General features: G+C 74.0%; 15 protein-coding genes. 7 read left to right on the top strand and 8 right to left on the bottom strand.

All coding sequences use genetic code 11. The annotated features are described in order from the left end of the window. Positions 1–13 precede the first annotated feature (13 nt). The 6 genes from ACTHM3_RS07275 to ACTHM3_RS07250 are packed head-to-tail and all read right to left on the bottom strand — an operon-like array spanning position 14 to position 5,414. Entirely contained in the window at positions 14–532 is a 519-nt protein-coding gene (locus ACTHM3_RS07275; protein ID WP_440405440.1) for a gluconokinase, read from the bottom strand. A 39-nt stretch (positions 533–571) separates the two neighbouring features. Continuing rightward, positions 572–1,510 carry a siderophore-interacting protein gene (locus tag ACTHM3_RS07270; protein ID WP_440405439.1) on the bottom strand — a complete coding sequence of 313 codons (939 nt, stop codon included), beginning with the start codon at positions 1,508–1,510 and terminating at the stop codon, positions 572–574. Beyond that, on the bottom strand, positions 1,503–2,300 hold the full coding sequence (locus tag ACTHM3_RS07265; protein WP_440405438.1) for an ABC transporter ATP-binding protein: 798 nt from the start codon (positions 2,298–2,300) through the stop codon (positions 1,503–1,505). Before ACTHM3_RS07265 ends, ACTHM3_RS07270 begins: the two co-directional genes overlap by 8 nt. Then, the gene (locus tag ACTHM3_RS07260; RefSeq protein WP_440405437.1) at positions 2,297–3,331 is read right to left on the bottom strand and encodes a FecCD family ABC transporter permease; all 1,035 of its coding nucleotides are present in this window, start codon (positions 3,329–3,331) and stop codon (positions 2,297–2,299) included. Before ACTHM3_RS07260 ends, ACTHM3_RS07265 begins: the two co-directional genes overlap by 4 nt. Beyond that, complete coding sequence (locus tag ACTHM3_RS07255; protein ID WP_440405436.1) at positions 3,328–4,383, bottom strand: FecCD family ABC transporter permease; 1,056 nt, start codon at positions 4,381–4,383, stop codon at positions 3,328–3,330. Before ACTHM3_RS07255 ends, ACTHM3_RS07260 begins: the two co-directional genes overlap by 4 nt. Then, positions 4,380–5,414 (bottom strand): iron-siderophore ABC transporter substrate-binding protein, encoded by a 1,035-nt coding sequence (locus tag ACTHM3_RS07250; RefSeq protein ID WP_440405435.1) that lies wholly within the window; start codon positions 5,412–5,414, stop codon positions 4,380–4,382. The genes ACTHM3_RS07255 and ACTHM3_RS07250 overlap by 4 nt, the downstream gene beginning before the upstream one ends. Positions 5,415–5,529: 115 nt before the next feature. Here ACTHM3_RS07250 and ACTHM3_RS07245 point away from each other — a divergent pair, with 115 nt between their 5' ends. The 4 genes from ACTHM3_RS07245 to ACTHM3_RS07230 all read left to right on the top strand — a co-directional run bounded on the left by ACTHM3_RS07245 (position 5,530) and on the right by ACTHM3_RS07230 (position 8,379). Then, complete coding sequence (locus ACTHM3_RS07245; protein ID WP_440405434.1) at positions 5,530–6,093, top strand: dihydrofolate reductase family protein; 564 nt, start codon at positions 5,530–5,532, stop codon at positions 6,091–6,093. Beyond that, positions 6,093–7,118: an alpha-hydroxy acid oxidase gene (locus ACTHM3_RS07240; protein WP_440405433.1), complete on the top strand. Its 1,026-nt coding sequence runs from the start codon at positions 6,093–6,095 to the stop codon at positions 7,116–7,118. The genes ACTHM3_RS07245 and ACTHM3_RS07240 overlap by 1 nt, the downstream gene beginning before the upstream one ends. Positions 7,119–7,207: 89 nt before the next feature. Further along, the gene (locus ACTHM3_RS07235) at positions 7,208–7,552 is read left to right on the top strand and encodes a PadR family transcriptional regulator (protein WP_440405432.1); all 345 of its coding nucleotides are present in this window, start codon (positions 7,208–7,210) and stop codon (positions 7,550–7,552) included. After that, a complete protein-coding gene (locus tag ACTHM3_RS07230) occupies positions 7,549–8,379 on the top strand; it encodes a hypothetical protein (RefSeq protein ID WP_440405431.1) in 831 nt (276 codons plus the stop codon). The genes ACTHM3_RS07235 and ACTHM3_RS07230 overlap by 4 nt, the downstream gene beginning before the upstream one ends. Before the next feature lie 9 nt (positions 8,380–8,388). Here ACTHM3_RS07230 and ACTHM3_RS07225 read toward each other — a convergent pair whose 3' ends face one another. After that, complete coding sequence (locus ACTHM3_RS07225) at positions 8,389–10,866, bottom strand: MMPL family transporter (protein ID WP_440405430.1); 2,478 nt, start codon at positions 10,864–10,866, stop codon at positions 8,389–8,391. Between the two features lie 134 nt (positions 10,867–11,000). On the opposite strand from ACTHM3_RS07225, the gene ACTHM3_RS07220 reads away from it, so the two are divergent. After that, the gene (locus ACTHM3_RS07220) at positions 11,001–11,567 is read left to right on the top strand and encodes a TetR/AcrR family transcriptional regulator (protein ID WP_440405429.1); all 567 of its coding nucleotides are present in this window, start codon (positions 11,001–11,003) and stop codon (positions 11,565–11,567) included. Here ACTHM3_RS07220 and ACTHM3_RS07215 read toward each other — a convergent pair. Further along, positions 11,552–12,313, bottom strand: coding sequence for an SDR family NAD(P)-dependent oxidoreductase (locus ACTHM3_RS07215; protein ID WP_440405428.1), 762 nt, complete (start codon positions 12,311–12,313; stop codon positions 11,552–11,554). The genes ACTHM3_RS07220 and ACTHM3_RS07215 overlap by 16 nt on opposite strands. 39 nt (positions 12,314–12,352) lie before the next feature. On the opposite strand from ACTHM3_RS07215, the gene mgrA reads away from it, so the two are divergent. Together mgrA and denD are read left to right on the top strand one after the other, a co-directional pair. Next, positions 12,353–13,414: an L-glyceraldehyde 3-phosphate reductase gene (gene mgrA, locus ACTHM3_RS07210; protein WP_440405427.1), complete on the top strand. Its 1,062-nt coding sequence runs from the start codon at positions 12,353–12,355 to the stop codon at positions 13,412–13,414. Beyond that, a complete protein-coding gene (gene denD, locus ACTHM3_RS07205; protein WP_440405426.1) occupies positions 13,411–14,412 on the top strand; it encodes a D-erythronate dehydrogenase in 1,002 nt (333 codons plus the stop codon). The genes mgrA and denD overlap by 4 nt, the downstream gene beginning before the upstream one ends. Positions 14,413–14,434: the final 22 nt, after the last annotated feature.

Below are 14,434 nucleotides of genomic sequence, written 5' to 3'. Positions count from 1 at the left end.
CGGCGTGACGGAGTCAGCCGGCCGTCTCGTCCAGCCGCTCGACGATCGTGTCGACGAGCTCCGCCGGCGTCGGCCCGATGTCGACGACGATGCCGCGCTCGTCCGGCTGCAGCGGCTCGAGCAGCGCGTACTGCGATCCGAGCAGGCTCGCGGGCATGTACTCGTGATGGCGGTGCGCGACGCGCTCGACGATGGTCGCCGGGTCGCCGGCCAGATGGACGAAGAGTGCGCCGGGCGCCGCGAGCCGCAGCCGGTCGCGGTAGACGCGGCGGAGGGCGGAGCACGCGACGACGGGGGTCGGCGCCGCCGCGAGCCGCGCGCCGACGGCGTCGAGCCACGGCCAGCGGTCGTCGTCGTCGAGCGGGATGCCGGCGGCCATCTTCGCCTTGTTGGCCGCGGGGTGCAGGTCGTCGCCGTCGACGAACGGCATGCCGAGGCGCTCGGCGAGGAGCGCGCCGATCGTCGACTTCCCGCTGCCCGAGACTCCCATGACGACGAGCGGGGTGCGGTCGGACGGAGCCGTCGGGGTCATTCCGGCAGCGTACGGCGTCGGGCCGGGCGGCTCGCGCGGTCAGGCCCGCATCGCGACCCCGCGCCGCCAGTAGCCCATGAACGCGACGCGCCGCCGCGGCAGGCCGAGATCGGTGACGAGCCGGCGGCGGAGGGTCGTGACGACGCCGCTCTCGCCGGCGATCCAGACGTACCCGGTGTCGAGGGGGTCGTCCGCCGGGAGGACGTCGATGGCTCCGACGGCGGCCCCGTCGCCGGCCGGGAACGCGGGCGTCTCCCAGACCAGCTCCTCGCCCTCCGGCTCGCGCGCCCCCGCATCCGCGTCCGAGCCGAGGTGCGCGAGCACCGCCGGGATGAGCGCCGCGCCGTGCTCCGCCCCGTCGCGCGGGAGCCAGTGCACGTCGACGCCGGCCGGGGCCTCGACGTCGAGCGCATCGGCCGCGTGTGGCACCTCGATGAACGCGGCACCGCGCAGCCCGGGCCCGGCATCCTCGAGGATGCGGGCGATCGCGGGCGCCGCGGTCTCGTCGCCGGCGAGCAGCACCGTGCCCGCGTCGCCCGGGTCGAACTCGACGCCGCCCGCGTCCGGCCGCCCGCGCCGCGGCCCGATGAGCAGCACCTCGTCGCCGGGAGCCGCGGCCTCGGCCCAGAGCGACGCCGGCCCGGTCGCGCCCGCCGCGAGGTGACGGACGAAGTCGACGACGATCCGCGTCGCGGTCGGGCCGACCTCGAGCGACCGGATCGAGTAGGTCCGCATGGAGCCGCGCTCCTCCTCCGGCACGGCGAGCCACGCGCTCCACCAGTCGTCGTCCTCCGGAAGGCGAGGGACGGCGCCGCCGGGCGGCGGGAACACGATCTTGATCCGCTGGTCGAGCACGGGTCCGGGCCCGCCGATGTCGTGGAGCTCGGGGCCCGCGAAGGTCACCCGCGCGAAGGTCGGCGAGATCCGCTCGATCCATTCGACGCGGGAGCGCGCCAGGGCGAAGGCGCCGTCAGGCATGGTGCCTCCCCACCGGGAGCACGAGCGGGGCGCCCGACACGGGATCGGGGATCACCCGGCTCGCCAGGCCGAACACCTCCTGCACGAGTGCGGGTGTCACGATGTCGCCGGGCGCCCCGCTCGCGAGCACCCGCCCGTCGCGCACCGCGACGAGCTCGTCGGCGTAGCGGGCCGCGAGGTTGAGGTCGTGCAGCACCATGACGATCGTCGTGCCGCGCTCGCGGTTGAGGTCGGTCAGCAGGTCGAGCACCTCGATCTGGTGGGCGACGTCGAGGAAGGTGGTCGGCTCGTCGAGCAGGAGGATGTCGGTCTCCTGCGCGAGCGCCATCGCGATCCAGACCCGCTGCCGCTGGCCGCCCGAGAGCTCGTCGACGGGGCGCTCGGCGAGGTCGAGCGTGCCCGTCGCCTCGAGGGCCGCGCCCACCGCGGCGTGGTCGGCGACGCCGAAGCGTGCGAGGAGGCCCTGGTGCGGATGCCGCCCGCGTCCTACGAGCTCGGCCACCGTGATGCCCTCGGGCGCGACCGGGCTCTGTGGGAGGAGGCCCAGCATCCGGGCGACCTCGCGCGACGGACGGCGGTGCAGGGCCTCGCCGTCGAGCACGACCCGCCCGGCGCGCGGGGGCACGAGGCGGGCGAGCGCACGGAGCAGCGTCGACTTGCCGCAGCCGTTGGCGCCGACGACCGCGGTGATGCGGCCGGGCGCGAGGGCGAGGTCCAGCTCCTCGACGACGACGCGGTCGCCGTAGGCGAGGGTGAGGTCGTCGGCGGCGAGCCGACGGGCGGTGGTCACAGGGATCCTCCCGAGCGATGGGTGCGGACGAGCAGGAACAGCAGGTACGGGGCCCCGATCGCGCCGGTGACGATGCCGACCGGGTAGCGCACACCGAGCGCGGTCTGGCCGACGAGGTCCGCGACGAGCACGAGCTGGGCGCCGACGAGTCCCGCGGGCAGCAGCAGCCGCGCGCCGGGCCCGACGAGCCGCGCCGCGATCGGTCCCGCCATGAGGGCGACGAACGCGATCGGCCCCGCCCCCGCGGTCGCGAAGGCGAGCAGGCACACCGCTCCGACCACGGCGACGGCGCGCACGACGCCGACCCGCACGCCGAGTGCGGCGGCCGCGTCGTCGCCGAGCCGCAGCAGTCCGAGGCCCCGTTCCTGGAGGAGCAGCACCGGCACGATCACGACGCCGGCGACGGCGAGCGGCCCGATCTGCGGCCACGCGGCCGCGTTGAGGCTCCCCGTGAGCCAGCGCATGGCGGTCTGCAGGTCCCACTGCGCGGCGCCGGCGAGCACGTAGGTGACGACGCTGTCGAGCAGGGCCGCGACGCCGATGCCGATGAGGATGAGGCGCGCGCCCGCGAACCCGCCGCGGCGTGCGAGCAGCGCGATGACGAGCGCTGTCGCGAGAGCACCGCCGAGGGCGAGGAGCGCGATCGCGGCGCCGCCGAGCCCGAGGACGACGATCCCGACGACGGCGGCCGCGCTCGCCCCGGAGCTGATGCCGATGACGTCGGGGGAGGCGAGCGGATTCCGCAGCATGGTCTGGAACGTCGTGCCGGCCATGCCGAAGGCGAGGCCCGCGAGCACGCCGAGCGCGACCCGCGGCAGCCGCAGCTCGCCGACCGTGAAGGAGGCGCCCGGGACCGTCTGCCCGAGCAGCACCCGGATCACCTCGTCCGGCCCGTAGAAGGTGTTGCCGACCATGAGCGAGGTCGCGGCGACGACCACCACCGCGGTCGCGAGGGCGACGGTGACGAGCGCCCGACGTCGTGTGCGGCGTCGTCGACCCGCCGCGAGCGCCGGCACGGCGAGGGCGGTCACAGTTCGCGCACCTTCCGCCGGCGCACGATCGCGATGAACACGGGTGCGCCGATGACGGCCGTCACGATCCCGACCTCGATCTCCTGCGAGGGCACGACGACCCGCCCGACGACATCCGCGGCGACGAGCAGGATCGCGCCCGCGACCGCCGAGAACGGCACCAGCCAGCGGTGGTCGCCGCCGACGAGCAACCGGCAGAGGTGCGGGACGACGAGGCCCACGAAGCCGATCGGGCCGGCGATCGCGGTCGCGGCGGCGGCGAGCAGCACGGCGCCGCCCGCCGCCACCAGCCGGGTGCGCAGGACGCGCGCGCCGAGTCCGGCGGCGAGGTCGTCGCCGAGCGCCAGGAGGTCGAGGCCGCGGGCGGCGACGAGGCACACGACGGCGCCGAGGAGGAGGAACGGGGCGACCACGCCGATCCGGGTCCAGTCCGCCCCGCCGACCCCGCCGACCTGCCAAAACCGGAACACCTGCATCGCGTCGGTCCGCGGCAGCAGGAGGGCGCCGATCAGCGACGAGAAGGCGGCGGAGGTCGCGGCCCCCGCGAGCGCGAGCTTCAGCGGCGTCGCCCCGCCGCGCCCCGAGCTCCCGATGACGAACACGATCACGGCCGCCGCGATGGCGCCGCCGAGCGCGAGCGCGATGTAGGCGTACGGGTTCGAGATGCCGAGGAACACGATCCCGGCGACCACCGCGACCGCGGCGCCGTTCGAGACGCCGAGGATCCCGGGGTCCGCGAGCGGGTTGCGGGTCACCCCCTGCATCGTCGCGCCCGCGATGCCGAGCGCCGCCCCCACGAGGGCGCCGAGGACGGTCCGCGGGATCCGGGCGCGGACGGCCGCCTCGCCGATCGTCGCGTCGTGCCCGCCGAGCGCACCGAGGATCTCGTCGACGGGGACGAGCCGGTTGCCGAGCGCCAACGACGCCGCGAGCGCCAGCGCGAGGACGCCCGCGGCGGCGAGCAGCCATCCCGCGCGGACCGCCGCCGGACGCCGCAGCCGGGTGTCGGGCGCGGTCGTCGCGGCGGCGGGCGCGGAGGTCGTCGTCGTCACGCCCCGGGCTTCAGCGCCGCCGCGAGCACGTCGAAGTACCGGTCGATCCCCCAGCCGATCGAGAGCGGCGAGGGATTCGCCGACGCGGCGAGCGGCGTGGAGTCCGGCAGCACCGCGACCGAGCCGCGCTTGATCGCCGGTATCGTGCCGAGCAGCGGGTCCGCCTGGAGGCGCTTCTCCAGATCGCCCTTCGGGTCGCCGTAGGTGACGATCAGGTCGACGTCGTCGAAGCGCGGCGCCTGTTCGGAGCTCACGTCGACGAAGAACGCGTCGGTCTTCTTCGACTCCTCGGCGACGATCGCCGGAGTCGGCATCCCGAGGCCGGTCAGGAAGCCGGGCCGGGTGTCCTTCGCCGTGTAGAAGCTGATCGAGCTGAGGTCCGTCGGGTCGACGAAGGCGAACAGCACCTTCGCCGACGCGAGCTGCGGGTGCTCGTCGAGCGCCGCCTTCGACTCCGCGTCGAGCCGGTCGATGAGCTTCGCGCCCTCGCGCGACAGTCCGAGCGCCTTGGACTCCAGGGTGATCATCTCGTCGACCGAGGTGCCCCAGGCGACGTCGGGGAACGAGACCACCGGGGCGATCTTCGACAGGGTCGTGTAGTCCTGCTTGCTGAGCCCGGAGTAGGCGGCGAGGATCACGTCCGGCCGGGTGTCGGCGACCGCCTCGAAGTCGATGCCGTCGGTCTCGTCGAAGAGGACCGGGGTCTTCGCCTTGAGCTGCTTCAGACGGTCCGCGACCCACGGCAGCACACCGTCCCCGTCGTCGTCGCCCCAGGTCGCCTTGCTCATGCCCACCGGCACGACGCCGAGGGCGAGCGGGACCTCCTGGTTCATCCACGCGACGGTCGCGACACGGGTCGGCTTCTTCTCGATCGTCGTGGTGCCGTACGCGTTCTGGATGCGGACCGGGAACGCGGCGTCGTCACCGGGCCCGGCGGGGCCGCCGCCGGAGGAGGCGGGGGCGGCGCAGGCGGCCAGGGCGAGGGTCAGGCTCGCGGCGACGAGCACGGCGATCAGGCGGGCGGGTCTCACGGGGGATCCTCTCGTCAGGTGAGGACACCCTAACTCAGGTATGCCTTACCTAACCAAATTCCCCGGGATTCCCGCGCCCGTCGACCGGGGAACCCGCGGTCCGTACGCTGGCCGCATGCGGACGCTGATCGTCACCGAGTTCATCAGCCTCGACGGCGTCATCGACTCGCCCGGCGGCGACGACGGCCACCCCCACGCGGGCTGGACCTACAAGGACGTCGCCTTCGATCCTGCCGCCTACGAGCTCAAGGGCCGCGAGCAGGAGGAGGCCGAGACGCTCCTCCTCGGCCGGGTGAGCTACGAGCTGTTCGCGCCGGTCTGGGGCGGGATGGACGAGTTCGCCCGGTACAACGCGATGCCGCGGTACGTCGTCTCGACGACCCTCGAGGGCGACGACCCGCGCTGGCCGGCGACCGTGCTGCGATCGCTCGACGAGGTCCGGGTGCTGCGGGAGGGCGAGGGCGGCCCGATCATCGTGCACGGCAGCTCGCGGCTCGCGCAGTCGCTCGCCGCCGCCGGACTCGTCGACCGGTACCACCTCCTCGTCTTCCCCGTCCTGCTCGGGTCCGGGGCGCGGCTGTTCGGCGACGACCCCGACGCGTACGCGAAGCTCGCGCTCACCGAGCACGAGGCGTACGGCAACGGCATCGTCAAGCTCGTCTACGACATGCAGCGCTGATGGACCTCGCGCTGCTGCGCGAGGCGGCCCGCGCCGCGATCGCCCCCGATGCGTGGGCGTTCTACCAGGGCACGGCCGACGGGCTCGCCGACCCCGAGCGCGACGCCCGGGCGTGGGACCGCTGGGACTTCGTGCCCCGCGCGATGACCGGCCTCACCGCGATCGACACGACCGTCGAGCTCGGCGGCCACCGGCTCCGGTCGCCGATCACCATCGCGGCGACCGCCGCCCACGGCGGCGCGCACCCCGACGCCGAAGCCGCGACGGCGGCGGGGGCGACGGCGGCCGGGGTGCTCATGGCGTACTCGCACAACGCGACCCTGTCGGTCGAGGCCTTCGCGGCCGCGGCGACGGGACCCTGGTGGGCGCAGACCTACCTGCAGCGCGACCGGGCGGCGACCGACGACTACGTCGCGCGGAGCACCGCGGCGGGCGCCTCGGCGATCGTGCTCACGGTCGACGTGCCCGGCATCCTCGCCGACGCCGCGTTCCGCCGCCAGCCGGTGACGGGGCCGGTGCAGGTGCGCGGCAACGTGCCCATCACGGGCGGCGGTGCGGGCACCGCGGCCGAGACCGCGATCACGCCGGACGACGTCGCCCGCCTCGCCGCGACGGCCGGCGTCCCGGTCTGGGTGAAGGGCGTCATGGCCGCGGAGGACGCGGTGCGCGCGCTCGACGCGGGGGCGGCCGGTGTCGTCGTCTCGAACCACGGCCGCCGGCAGCTGCACGGCGTCGCCCCCGTCGCGACCGTGCTCCGCGGGATCGTGGAGGCGGTCGACGGCCGCGCGCCGGTCATGGTCGACGGCGGCATCCGATCCGGCGCCGACGTCGTGCGCGCGCTCGCGCTCGGCGCCGCCGCGGTCGGCATCGGCCGGCCGGCCCTGTGGGCACTCGCCGCGGGAGGCGCCGACGGCGTCGCCGGGCTGCTGAGCGGGCTGCAGGAGGAGGTCGCGGTGACGCTCGCGGGCGTCGGCGTGGGGCGCATCGCGGATCTGACGCGGGAGATGGTGCGGCGGAGCGACTGAACCTCGGGCGCTCGAGAACGTGATCGTCGGAAGGGGAGCGCGCATCCCGATGTTTCCTATACCTTGTGGCGCAAGGTATCCTTCGGTGCATGGCCAACGGCACGATCACGCAGCTGCGCCGCGGCGTGCTCGGCCCGTGCGTGCTCGCGCTGCTCGCGCGCCGTCCGCGTTACGGCCTCGAGCTGGCGCGCGAGCTGGAGGCGGCCGGCGAGCTGCTGACGAGCCAGGGCACGCTCTACCCGCTGCTCGGCCGGCTGCACGACGCCGGGCTCGTCACCAGCCGCTGGGAGCTCGGCGACACCGACCGACCGCGGCGCTACTACGAGATCAGCGCCGCCGGTCGGCGCGAGCTGGCGGAGTTCCAGCGCGAGTGGGCGGCGTTCGCCGGGGCCGTGACGGCGGTCGCCGGGCCGCCGTCGGAGGGGGAGTCATGATCGCATCCGAGGACCATCCGCTCGTGCGCGCGTGGCTGCGCCGCTTCGACGCCTCGGCGGTGCGGCTTCCCGAGGTCCGCCGCGCGGAGCTGCGCGCCGAGGTGGCCGCGCACCTGCACGAGGCGACGTCGCCCGACATGCCGGACGGCGCCGTCCGCGACGTGCTCGACGAGCTCGGCGAGCCGGCCGCGATCGTCCGCGAGGAGTCGGCCGAGGTCCCGTCGACCCGGCGCGTGCCGTGGATCGTCGGCGGAGCGCTGCTGATCCTCTCCGTCGTGGTGCAGGGGGTCACGCAGTACAGCGGAACCGGCGGCGTGCCGCTCCGCGAGCTCGTGTGGGCGGCCGGTCTCCTGGTGCTCGCCCTCGCTCGGCCGTCGGTCACCGCCCGCCGACCGCTCGGCACCGGCGCGATCGTGGGACTCGCGATCTGGAGTGTGGCGTCGACCATCGTCGGCGGCATCATCGCGCGCAGCGTCGCGGGCGTGGGCGGCGACACCGCCGGCCTCGTGACGTGGGGCTACGTCGACAGCGCGGGGCTGTTCGTCCTCGCGCTGATCGCCGTCGTGCAGATCAGCCGCGTCGAGGCGGTCCGCCGACCGTGGCGATGGGTGCCTGCGTGGGTGCTGGGCGTCGTCACGGCCGTGTGGCTGCTCGACCTGCTCGTCGGGGCGCTCGCCGGGCCCGCGGCCGTCGGCTACTTCGGCGTCGGCCTCGGCGGTCTCGTCATGACCGGCGGCACACTCGTCCTCGGCATCGTCGCGATCGGGCTCGGCGCGGGCGTCCTGCGGCAGCAGGGCGGCACGCCGCCCGCAGCCGACGACGCCTGAATCGGCTTCTCAGCCCTCGGTCGCGACCGGAGTGCCGATCCCGGCGCTCTTCGCCACGGTCGTCCGGGGCTCGTGCACGGCACCCGGGTGCGGATGCGTCCGCTCCAGTGCCGCGCCCTCGATGTCGACGTGCGGCAGGATCCGGTCGAGCCAGCGCGGCAGCCACCAGGCCGCCCGCCCGACGAGGTGCATGAGCGCCGGGATCAGCACCATGCGCACCACGAACGCGTCGAAGAGCACGCCGGTCGCGAGACCGAAGCCGAGCGGCTTGATCGCCGCGAGGTGGGAGAACACGAATCCGCCGAAGACCGAGACCATGATGATCGCCGCCGCGACGATCACGGCGCGCGCATTGCGGAACCCCGACGCCACCGCCGCCCGCGCCGGGACGCCGTGCGCGTACGCCTCGCGCATCCCCGAGACCAGGAACAACTGGTAGTCCATCGCGAGGCCGAAGAGCACGCCGACGATGATGATGGGCGCGAAATTCAGCACCGGGCCGGGATCGTGGACCCCGAAGACCGCGCCGAGCCATCCCCACTGATAGACCGCGGTCATCGCTCCGAGCGCGGCCGCGAACGAGAGCACGAACCCCGCGGTCGCCATGACCGGAACGAGCAGCGACCGGAACACGATCAGCATGATGACCAGTGACAGGGCGACGACCACCGCGAGGTAGATCGGCAGGACGCTCGCGAGCTTCTCGGAGATGTCGATGTTGGCGGAGGCCTGCCCGGCGACGCCGACCTTCACGCCGCTGCCGAGGTCGACGCCGCGCAGGTGGTGCACGAGCTGCTCGGTGCTGACGCTCGACGGTCCGCCGGTCGGCACGACCTGGAAGGCGATGAAGTCGCGCGCGTCGTTCGTGCCGATCGGGGCGACCCCGGCCACGTGGTCCTGCTTCATGAGGATGCCGACCAGGTCGGCCTCCTTCGCGGTCAGGTCGTCCTTCGCGACGGCGGACGGGAGCTGCGCCGTGACGAGCAGCGCGCCGTTGCGACCGGCGCCGAACTCCTTCGCGACCGTCTCGTAGGTGCGGTATTGCGTGGTGTCCTGCGCCTCGGCCGAACCGTCGGGGAGCCCGAGCCGGATCGAGAGCGCCGGGATCGCGACCACGAGGAGCGCGATGATCGCGACGAGACCGGTCACCACCGCGCGCACCGTGCGCATCGGCTTCGGGGTCGCGTCGGCGTGCTCCGGGTGGCCGATCCGGCTCCGCGCGCGCTTCGACAGCACGCGCATGCCGAGCATCCCGAGGAGGGCCGGCGTCAGCGTGATCGCGACGAGCACGGCGACGAGGACGCACGCCGCCCCGACCACGCCCATCAGGGCGAGGAACGGGATGCCTGTGACGGTCAGCGCGAGCAGCGCCACCAGCACCGTCGCGCCCGCGAACACGACCGCGGAGCCGGAGGTGCCGTTGGCGAGCCCGATCGACTCGGCGAGCGGGGTCCCCTGCTTCAGCTGCCGGCGGTGCCGGTTGATGATGAAGAGCGCGTAGTCGATGCCGACCGCGAGGCCGAGCATGACGCCGAGCACGGGCGTGACGGAGGTCATGTCGACGACGCCCGAGAAGGCGAGCGCCCCGGCGACGCCGACGCCCACGCCGATGAGCGACGAGATGAGCGGGAACAGGGCGGGCAGCAGGGTGCCGAACATCACGATCAGCACGATGGCCGCGATCACGACCCCGGTGATCTCGCCGGGGCCGATGATGCCGTCGGTGGAGTTCGCGATCTCGCTCGACCAGTCGACGGTGACGCCCGGGATCCGGGCGCCGCGCAGCTCGTCGGCGACGGCGGTCTTCACCGACGCCGGCATGTCGAAGAGCGTGTCGTGGAACTGGATGATGCCGAGCGCGGTCGAGCCGTCGCTCGAGACCATCCGCAGCTCCTTCGAGGCGGCGAGGAGCCGCTGACCGGCGTCGAGCTGGGTCGCCTGCGCCTCGAGCTTCGCGCGATTCGCGTCGAGCGCCTGCTGCTGCGTCGCGATCTGGGCGAGCGCGGCCTGCCCGGCGGCGCCGGCGGCCGAGGCCTGCGCCTTCGCCGCGTCGAGCTGCTGCTGGCCGGCGTCGAGCTGCGCGCGCGCGGCCGCGACCTGCGCGGTGCCGTCGCTCAGCTTCTTCTCGTTCGCCGCCATGGTCGCCGCCGTGTCGAACGGATCGACGGTCGCCGAGACGCCCTTCACCGTGTCGACCTTCTTCAGGAGCGCCGCGATGCCGTCCTGCTGAGCCGTGTCGAGCTTCGAGCCCTCGGAGCTGCGGAACGCGACGGTGCCGGTCGCACCGCCCACGCCCGACAGGTTCTTGTCGAGCTGCTGGGTGACCCGGTCGGTCTCGGTGCCCGGGATGCTGAAGGTCGAGGCGAGCGATCCGCCGAACGCCAGGAACGCGCCGCCCGCGAGCGCGAGCGCGATGAGCCACGCGATGAGCACGCGCCACTTGTGCGCGGCGGAGAAGCGGCCGAGGCGGTCGAGGAGGGAGGCCATGCGATGCCCTTCGGGAGCGATGTTCGGGTACGGCGCTCCATCGCGTCGCGCCGAGCATATGCGACACGTGTCGGAAAAACGACACCTGTCGCTGAAAGGTCACCGAGAGCTCATCGGCTGGCAGACTGACGGGGATGGATCCCCGGATCGCGCGCACGCGGCGCAGCCTGCAGGAGGCGCTGTTCGAGCTCGCGCGCGAGCGCCCGCTCGACGACATCACCGTGGGCGACATCGCGGAGCGCGCGGGGGTGAACCGGTCGAGCTTCTACCAGCACTACGCCGACAAGGAGACCCTCCTCGCCGACGCGCTCGACGCCGCGGCTGACGAGGCGGAGGCGAGCCTGCCGGAGGCCGTCGACCTCGCCGCCGCGCCGCCGGATGCGGCCTCCGCCTACTTCGGGCACATCGCCGACCACGCCGATCTCTACCGGCGGGTGCTCGGCGACCACGGCTCCGCGGTCGCGACGTCCCGGCTCCGCGAGCGGGTCGAGCGCATCGTGCGCGACGAGATCGCGCGCTCGGGCGGATCCGACTACCCCGACCTCCCGATCGACGTGGTCGCCGCCGGAGTCACCGGCTCGGTGCTCGGGATCATCGGCGCCTGGCTCGGGCGCGACCCGCTGCCGCCCGCCGAGACGGTCGCCGCCTGGGTGTGGGGCGTGATCCTCGGTCCGAACCGCCCGGCTCAGAAGACCGAGTAACCCCCGTCGACGGTGAGCACCGAGCCCGTCATGAAGCTCGACGCGTCGCTCGCCAGGAACACGATCGCGCCCCCCAGCTCCTCCGGGCGTCCGGCGCGCAGCATCGGCGCGTCCTCGATCCAGTGCCTCCGGAACCGCGGGTCGTCCACCGGCGCCATGTCGGTGGCCATGTAGCCGGGCGCGAGGGCGTTCACGCGGATGCCGAGCGGCGCCCATTCCGCGGCGAGGCTGCGGGTGAGGTGATGGACCGCGGCCTTCGACGCGTTGTACGCGGGCTGCCACTGGGGCCGGTTCACGATGGCCCCCGACATCGACCCGATGTTGACGACGACCCCGCCGCCGCGCTCCGCCATGTGCGCGCCGAACACCTGGCTCGGGATCCAGACCCCGTCGACGTTCGTGCCGAGCACCCGATGCCACTCGTCGTCGGTGACCTCGAGGGCCGGCCGGTGGATGCAGGTGCCGGCGTTGTTGACGAGGATGTCGAGCCGGCCGAACTCGGCGAGCACCGCATCCCGGATCCGCTCCACCTCGGCGCGGACCGTGACGTCGCCGAGCGCGACGAGCGTGCGCGCGCCCACGGCCTCGAGTTCCGCTCGGACCGTCTCGGCGGCCGCGGCGTCGCGCCCGTTGACGACGATCGCGGCGCCCGCGTCGGCGAGGGCGAGGGCCATGGCGCGGCCGAGGCCGCGGGTGGATCCGGTGACGAGCGCCGTGCGCCCGGTGAGGTCGAACTGCGACAGCATGCGGCGATTCTGACAGCACGACAGTGCCAGGCTTGAGCCATGAGCTACGTCGCTGATCCGGCCCGGTACGAGGGCGCCATGACCTATCGCCGGACGGGACGCTCCGGCCTCGACCTGCCCCTGCTCTCCCTCGGCTACTGGCACAACTTCGGCGACGACCGGCCGTTCGAGGTGCAGCGCGCGATCAGCCGCCGTGCGTTCGATCTCGGCGTCACGCACCACGACCTCGCGAACAACTACGGGCCGCCGTACGGCGCCGCCGAGATCAACTTCGGCCGGCTCATGCGGGAGGACTTCGCGCCGTACCGCGACGAGATGATCATCTCGACGAAGGCCGGGTGGGACATGTGGCCGGGGCCGTACGGGCAGGGCGGCGGCTCGCGCAAGTACGTCCTCGCGTCGCTGGATCAGTCGCTGCAGCGGATGGGCCTCGACTACGTCGACATCTTCTACTCGCACCGCTACGACTCGTCCACCCCGCTCGAGGAGACCGCGGCCGCGCTGTCGACGGCCGTCACCTCCGGCAGGGCCCTCTACGTCGGGATCTCGTCCTACGACGCGGAGCACACCCGCGCGATCGCGGAGCTGCTGCGCGCGAACGGCACGCCGCTCCTCATCCACCAGCCCTCGTACTCGATGCTCAACCGCTGGATCGAGACCGAGGGCCTGCTCGACGCGGCCGCCGAGGTCGGCGCCGGCGTCATCGGCTTCACCGCGCTCGCGCAGGGCCTGCTCACCGGCAAGTACCTGAACGGCGTGCCGGAGGGCTCGCGCGCGGCGGCGGGGACCTCGTTCGACGCCGAGTGGATCACCGACGACGTCGTGAACCGGCTGCAGCAGCTGAACGGCATCGCCGAGAACCGGGAGCAGACCCTCGCCCAGCTCGCGCTCGCGTGGGCGCTCCGCGACGAGCGCGTCACGTCGCTCGTCATCGGCGCCTCGTCGGTGGAGCAGCTGGAGCAGAACGTCGGCGCGCTCGACCGGCTCGACTTCACCTCGGAGGAGCTCGCCCGGATCGACGAGGTCGTCCGTGCTCCCGACGGCCGTGGCGCGGTCGACGTCGACCTGTGGCGCGGCGCGCGCAACGGCGAGGTGTCGTGAACGGCGAGGCAGCCGCGGGCGCGCGCGTCGCGATCACGGGGGGAGCCGGATTCCTCGGCGCCGCCCTCGCGCGCCGGCTGCTCGACGCGGGCTCCGTGTCGATCGGGGGCGCACCCGCCGCGCCGCTGGCGTCGCTCGTCCTCGCCGACATCGTGGCCCCGCCCGCACCGCTGGCCGACGACCCGCGCGTGCGCGTCGTGACCGGCGACGTGGAGCAGCTGGCCGCCGACCTCGGTGAGGTGGACCTCGTGTTCCACCTGGCCGGTGTCGTGAGCGGCGCCGCGGAGGCCGACTTCGACCTCGGGATGCACACCAACGTCGACGGTCTCCGCGCGATGCTCGAGACGCTGCGCGCCCAGCCCGGCGCGCCCGTGATCGTCTACTCGAGCTCCGGCGCGGTGTTCGGGCAGGACCCGGCGCTCCCGCCGCTCGGCGTGATCGACGACGACACCCTGCCGCGCCCGCAGTCGAGCTACGGCATCCAGAAGTTCCTGGGCGAGCTGCTCGTCGCCGACTACACGCGCAAGGGCTTCCTGCGCGGCCGCAGCGTGCGGCTGCAGACCGTCGCCGTGCGCCCCGGCAAGCCCAACGCGGCGGCGTCGAGCTTCGTCTCCGGCATCATCCGCGAGCCCCTCGCCGGCGAGCGGGCCGTCTGCCCGGTGCCGCCCGACATGCCCGTGACGCTCCTCTCCCCCGACCGGACCCTCGACGGCATCCTGCTCGCCGCCTCCGTCGCCGACGACGTCTGGGGCAGCACGACCGCGATGACCTTCCCCGCGCTCACGACGACGCCGCGCGAGATGGCGGCCGCCCTGTCGCGGGTCGCCGGCCAGCCGGTCGCGGACCTCATCGAGTGGACCGAGGATCCCGCGATCACCGCGATCGTCGGCACCTGGGCGGAGCGCTTCTCCACCCCGCGCGCCTCGCGCCTGGGGCTCGTCGCCGACGCCTCGGTCGACGAGGTGATCGCGCAGTACGCCGCCGCGCATCGGGTATAGTCGTGGGGTTGCCTGGCGGCAG

Origin of the sequence: Pseudolysinimonas sp. (assembly GCF_051954455.1) — a bacterium.
Lineage (GTDB): Bacteria > Actinomycetota > Actinomycetes > Actinomycetales > Microbacteriaceae > Pseudolysinimonas.
Note: the sequence above shows the minus strand (reverse complement) of the source record. Positions and strands in the feature narration are given on the sequence as shown.

Bases quoted from the DNA above. Each gene is read 5' to 3' on its own strand.
- ACTHM3_RS07230 (WP_440405431.1), top strand. From the start codon at position 7,549: ATGATCGCATCCGAGGACCATCCGCTCGTGCGCGCGTGGCTGCGCCGC.
- ACTHM3_RS07235 (WP_440405432.1), top strand. From the start codon at position 7,208: ATGGCCAACGGCACGATCACGCAGCTGCGCCGCGGCGTGCTCGGCCCG.
- ACTHM3_RS07215 (WP_440405428.1), bottom strand. From the start codon at position 12,313: ATGCTGTCGCAGTTCGACCTCACCGGGCGCACGGCGCTCGTCACCGGA.
- ACTHM3_RS07240 (WP_440405433.1), top strand. From the start codon at position 6,093: ATGGACCTCGCGCTGCTGCGCGAGGCGGCCCGCGCCGCGATCGCCCCC.
- mgrA (WP_440405427.1), top strand. From the start codon at position 12,353: ATGAGCTACGTCGCTGATCCGGCCCGGTACGAGGGCGCCATGACCTAT.
- ACTHM3_RS07270 (WP_440405439.1), bottom strand. From the start codon at position 1,510: ATGCCTGACGGCGCCTTCGCCCTGGCGCGCTCCCGCGTCGAATGGATC.
- ACTHM3_RS07220 (WP_440405429.1), top strand. From the start codon at position 11,001: ATGGATCCCCGGATCGCGCGCACGCGGCGCAGCCTGCAGGAGGCGCTG.
- ACTHM3_RS07225 (WP_440405430.1), bottom strand. From the start codon at position 10,866: ATGGCCTCCCTCCTCGACCGCCTCGGCCGCTTCTCCGCCGCGCACAAG.
- ACTHM3_RS07275 (WP_440405440.1), bottom strand. From the start codon at position 532: ATGACCCCGACGGCTCCGTCCGACCGCACCCCGCTCGTCGTCATGGGA.
- ACTHM3_RS07245 (WP_440405434.1), top strand. From the start codon at position 5,530: ATGCGGACGCTGATCGTCACCGAGTTCATCAGCCTCGACGGCGTCATC.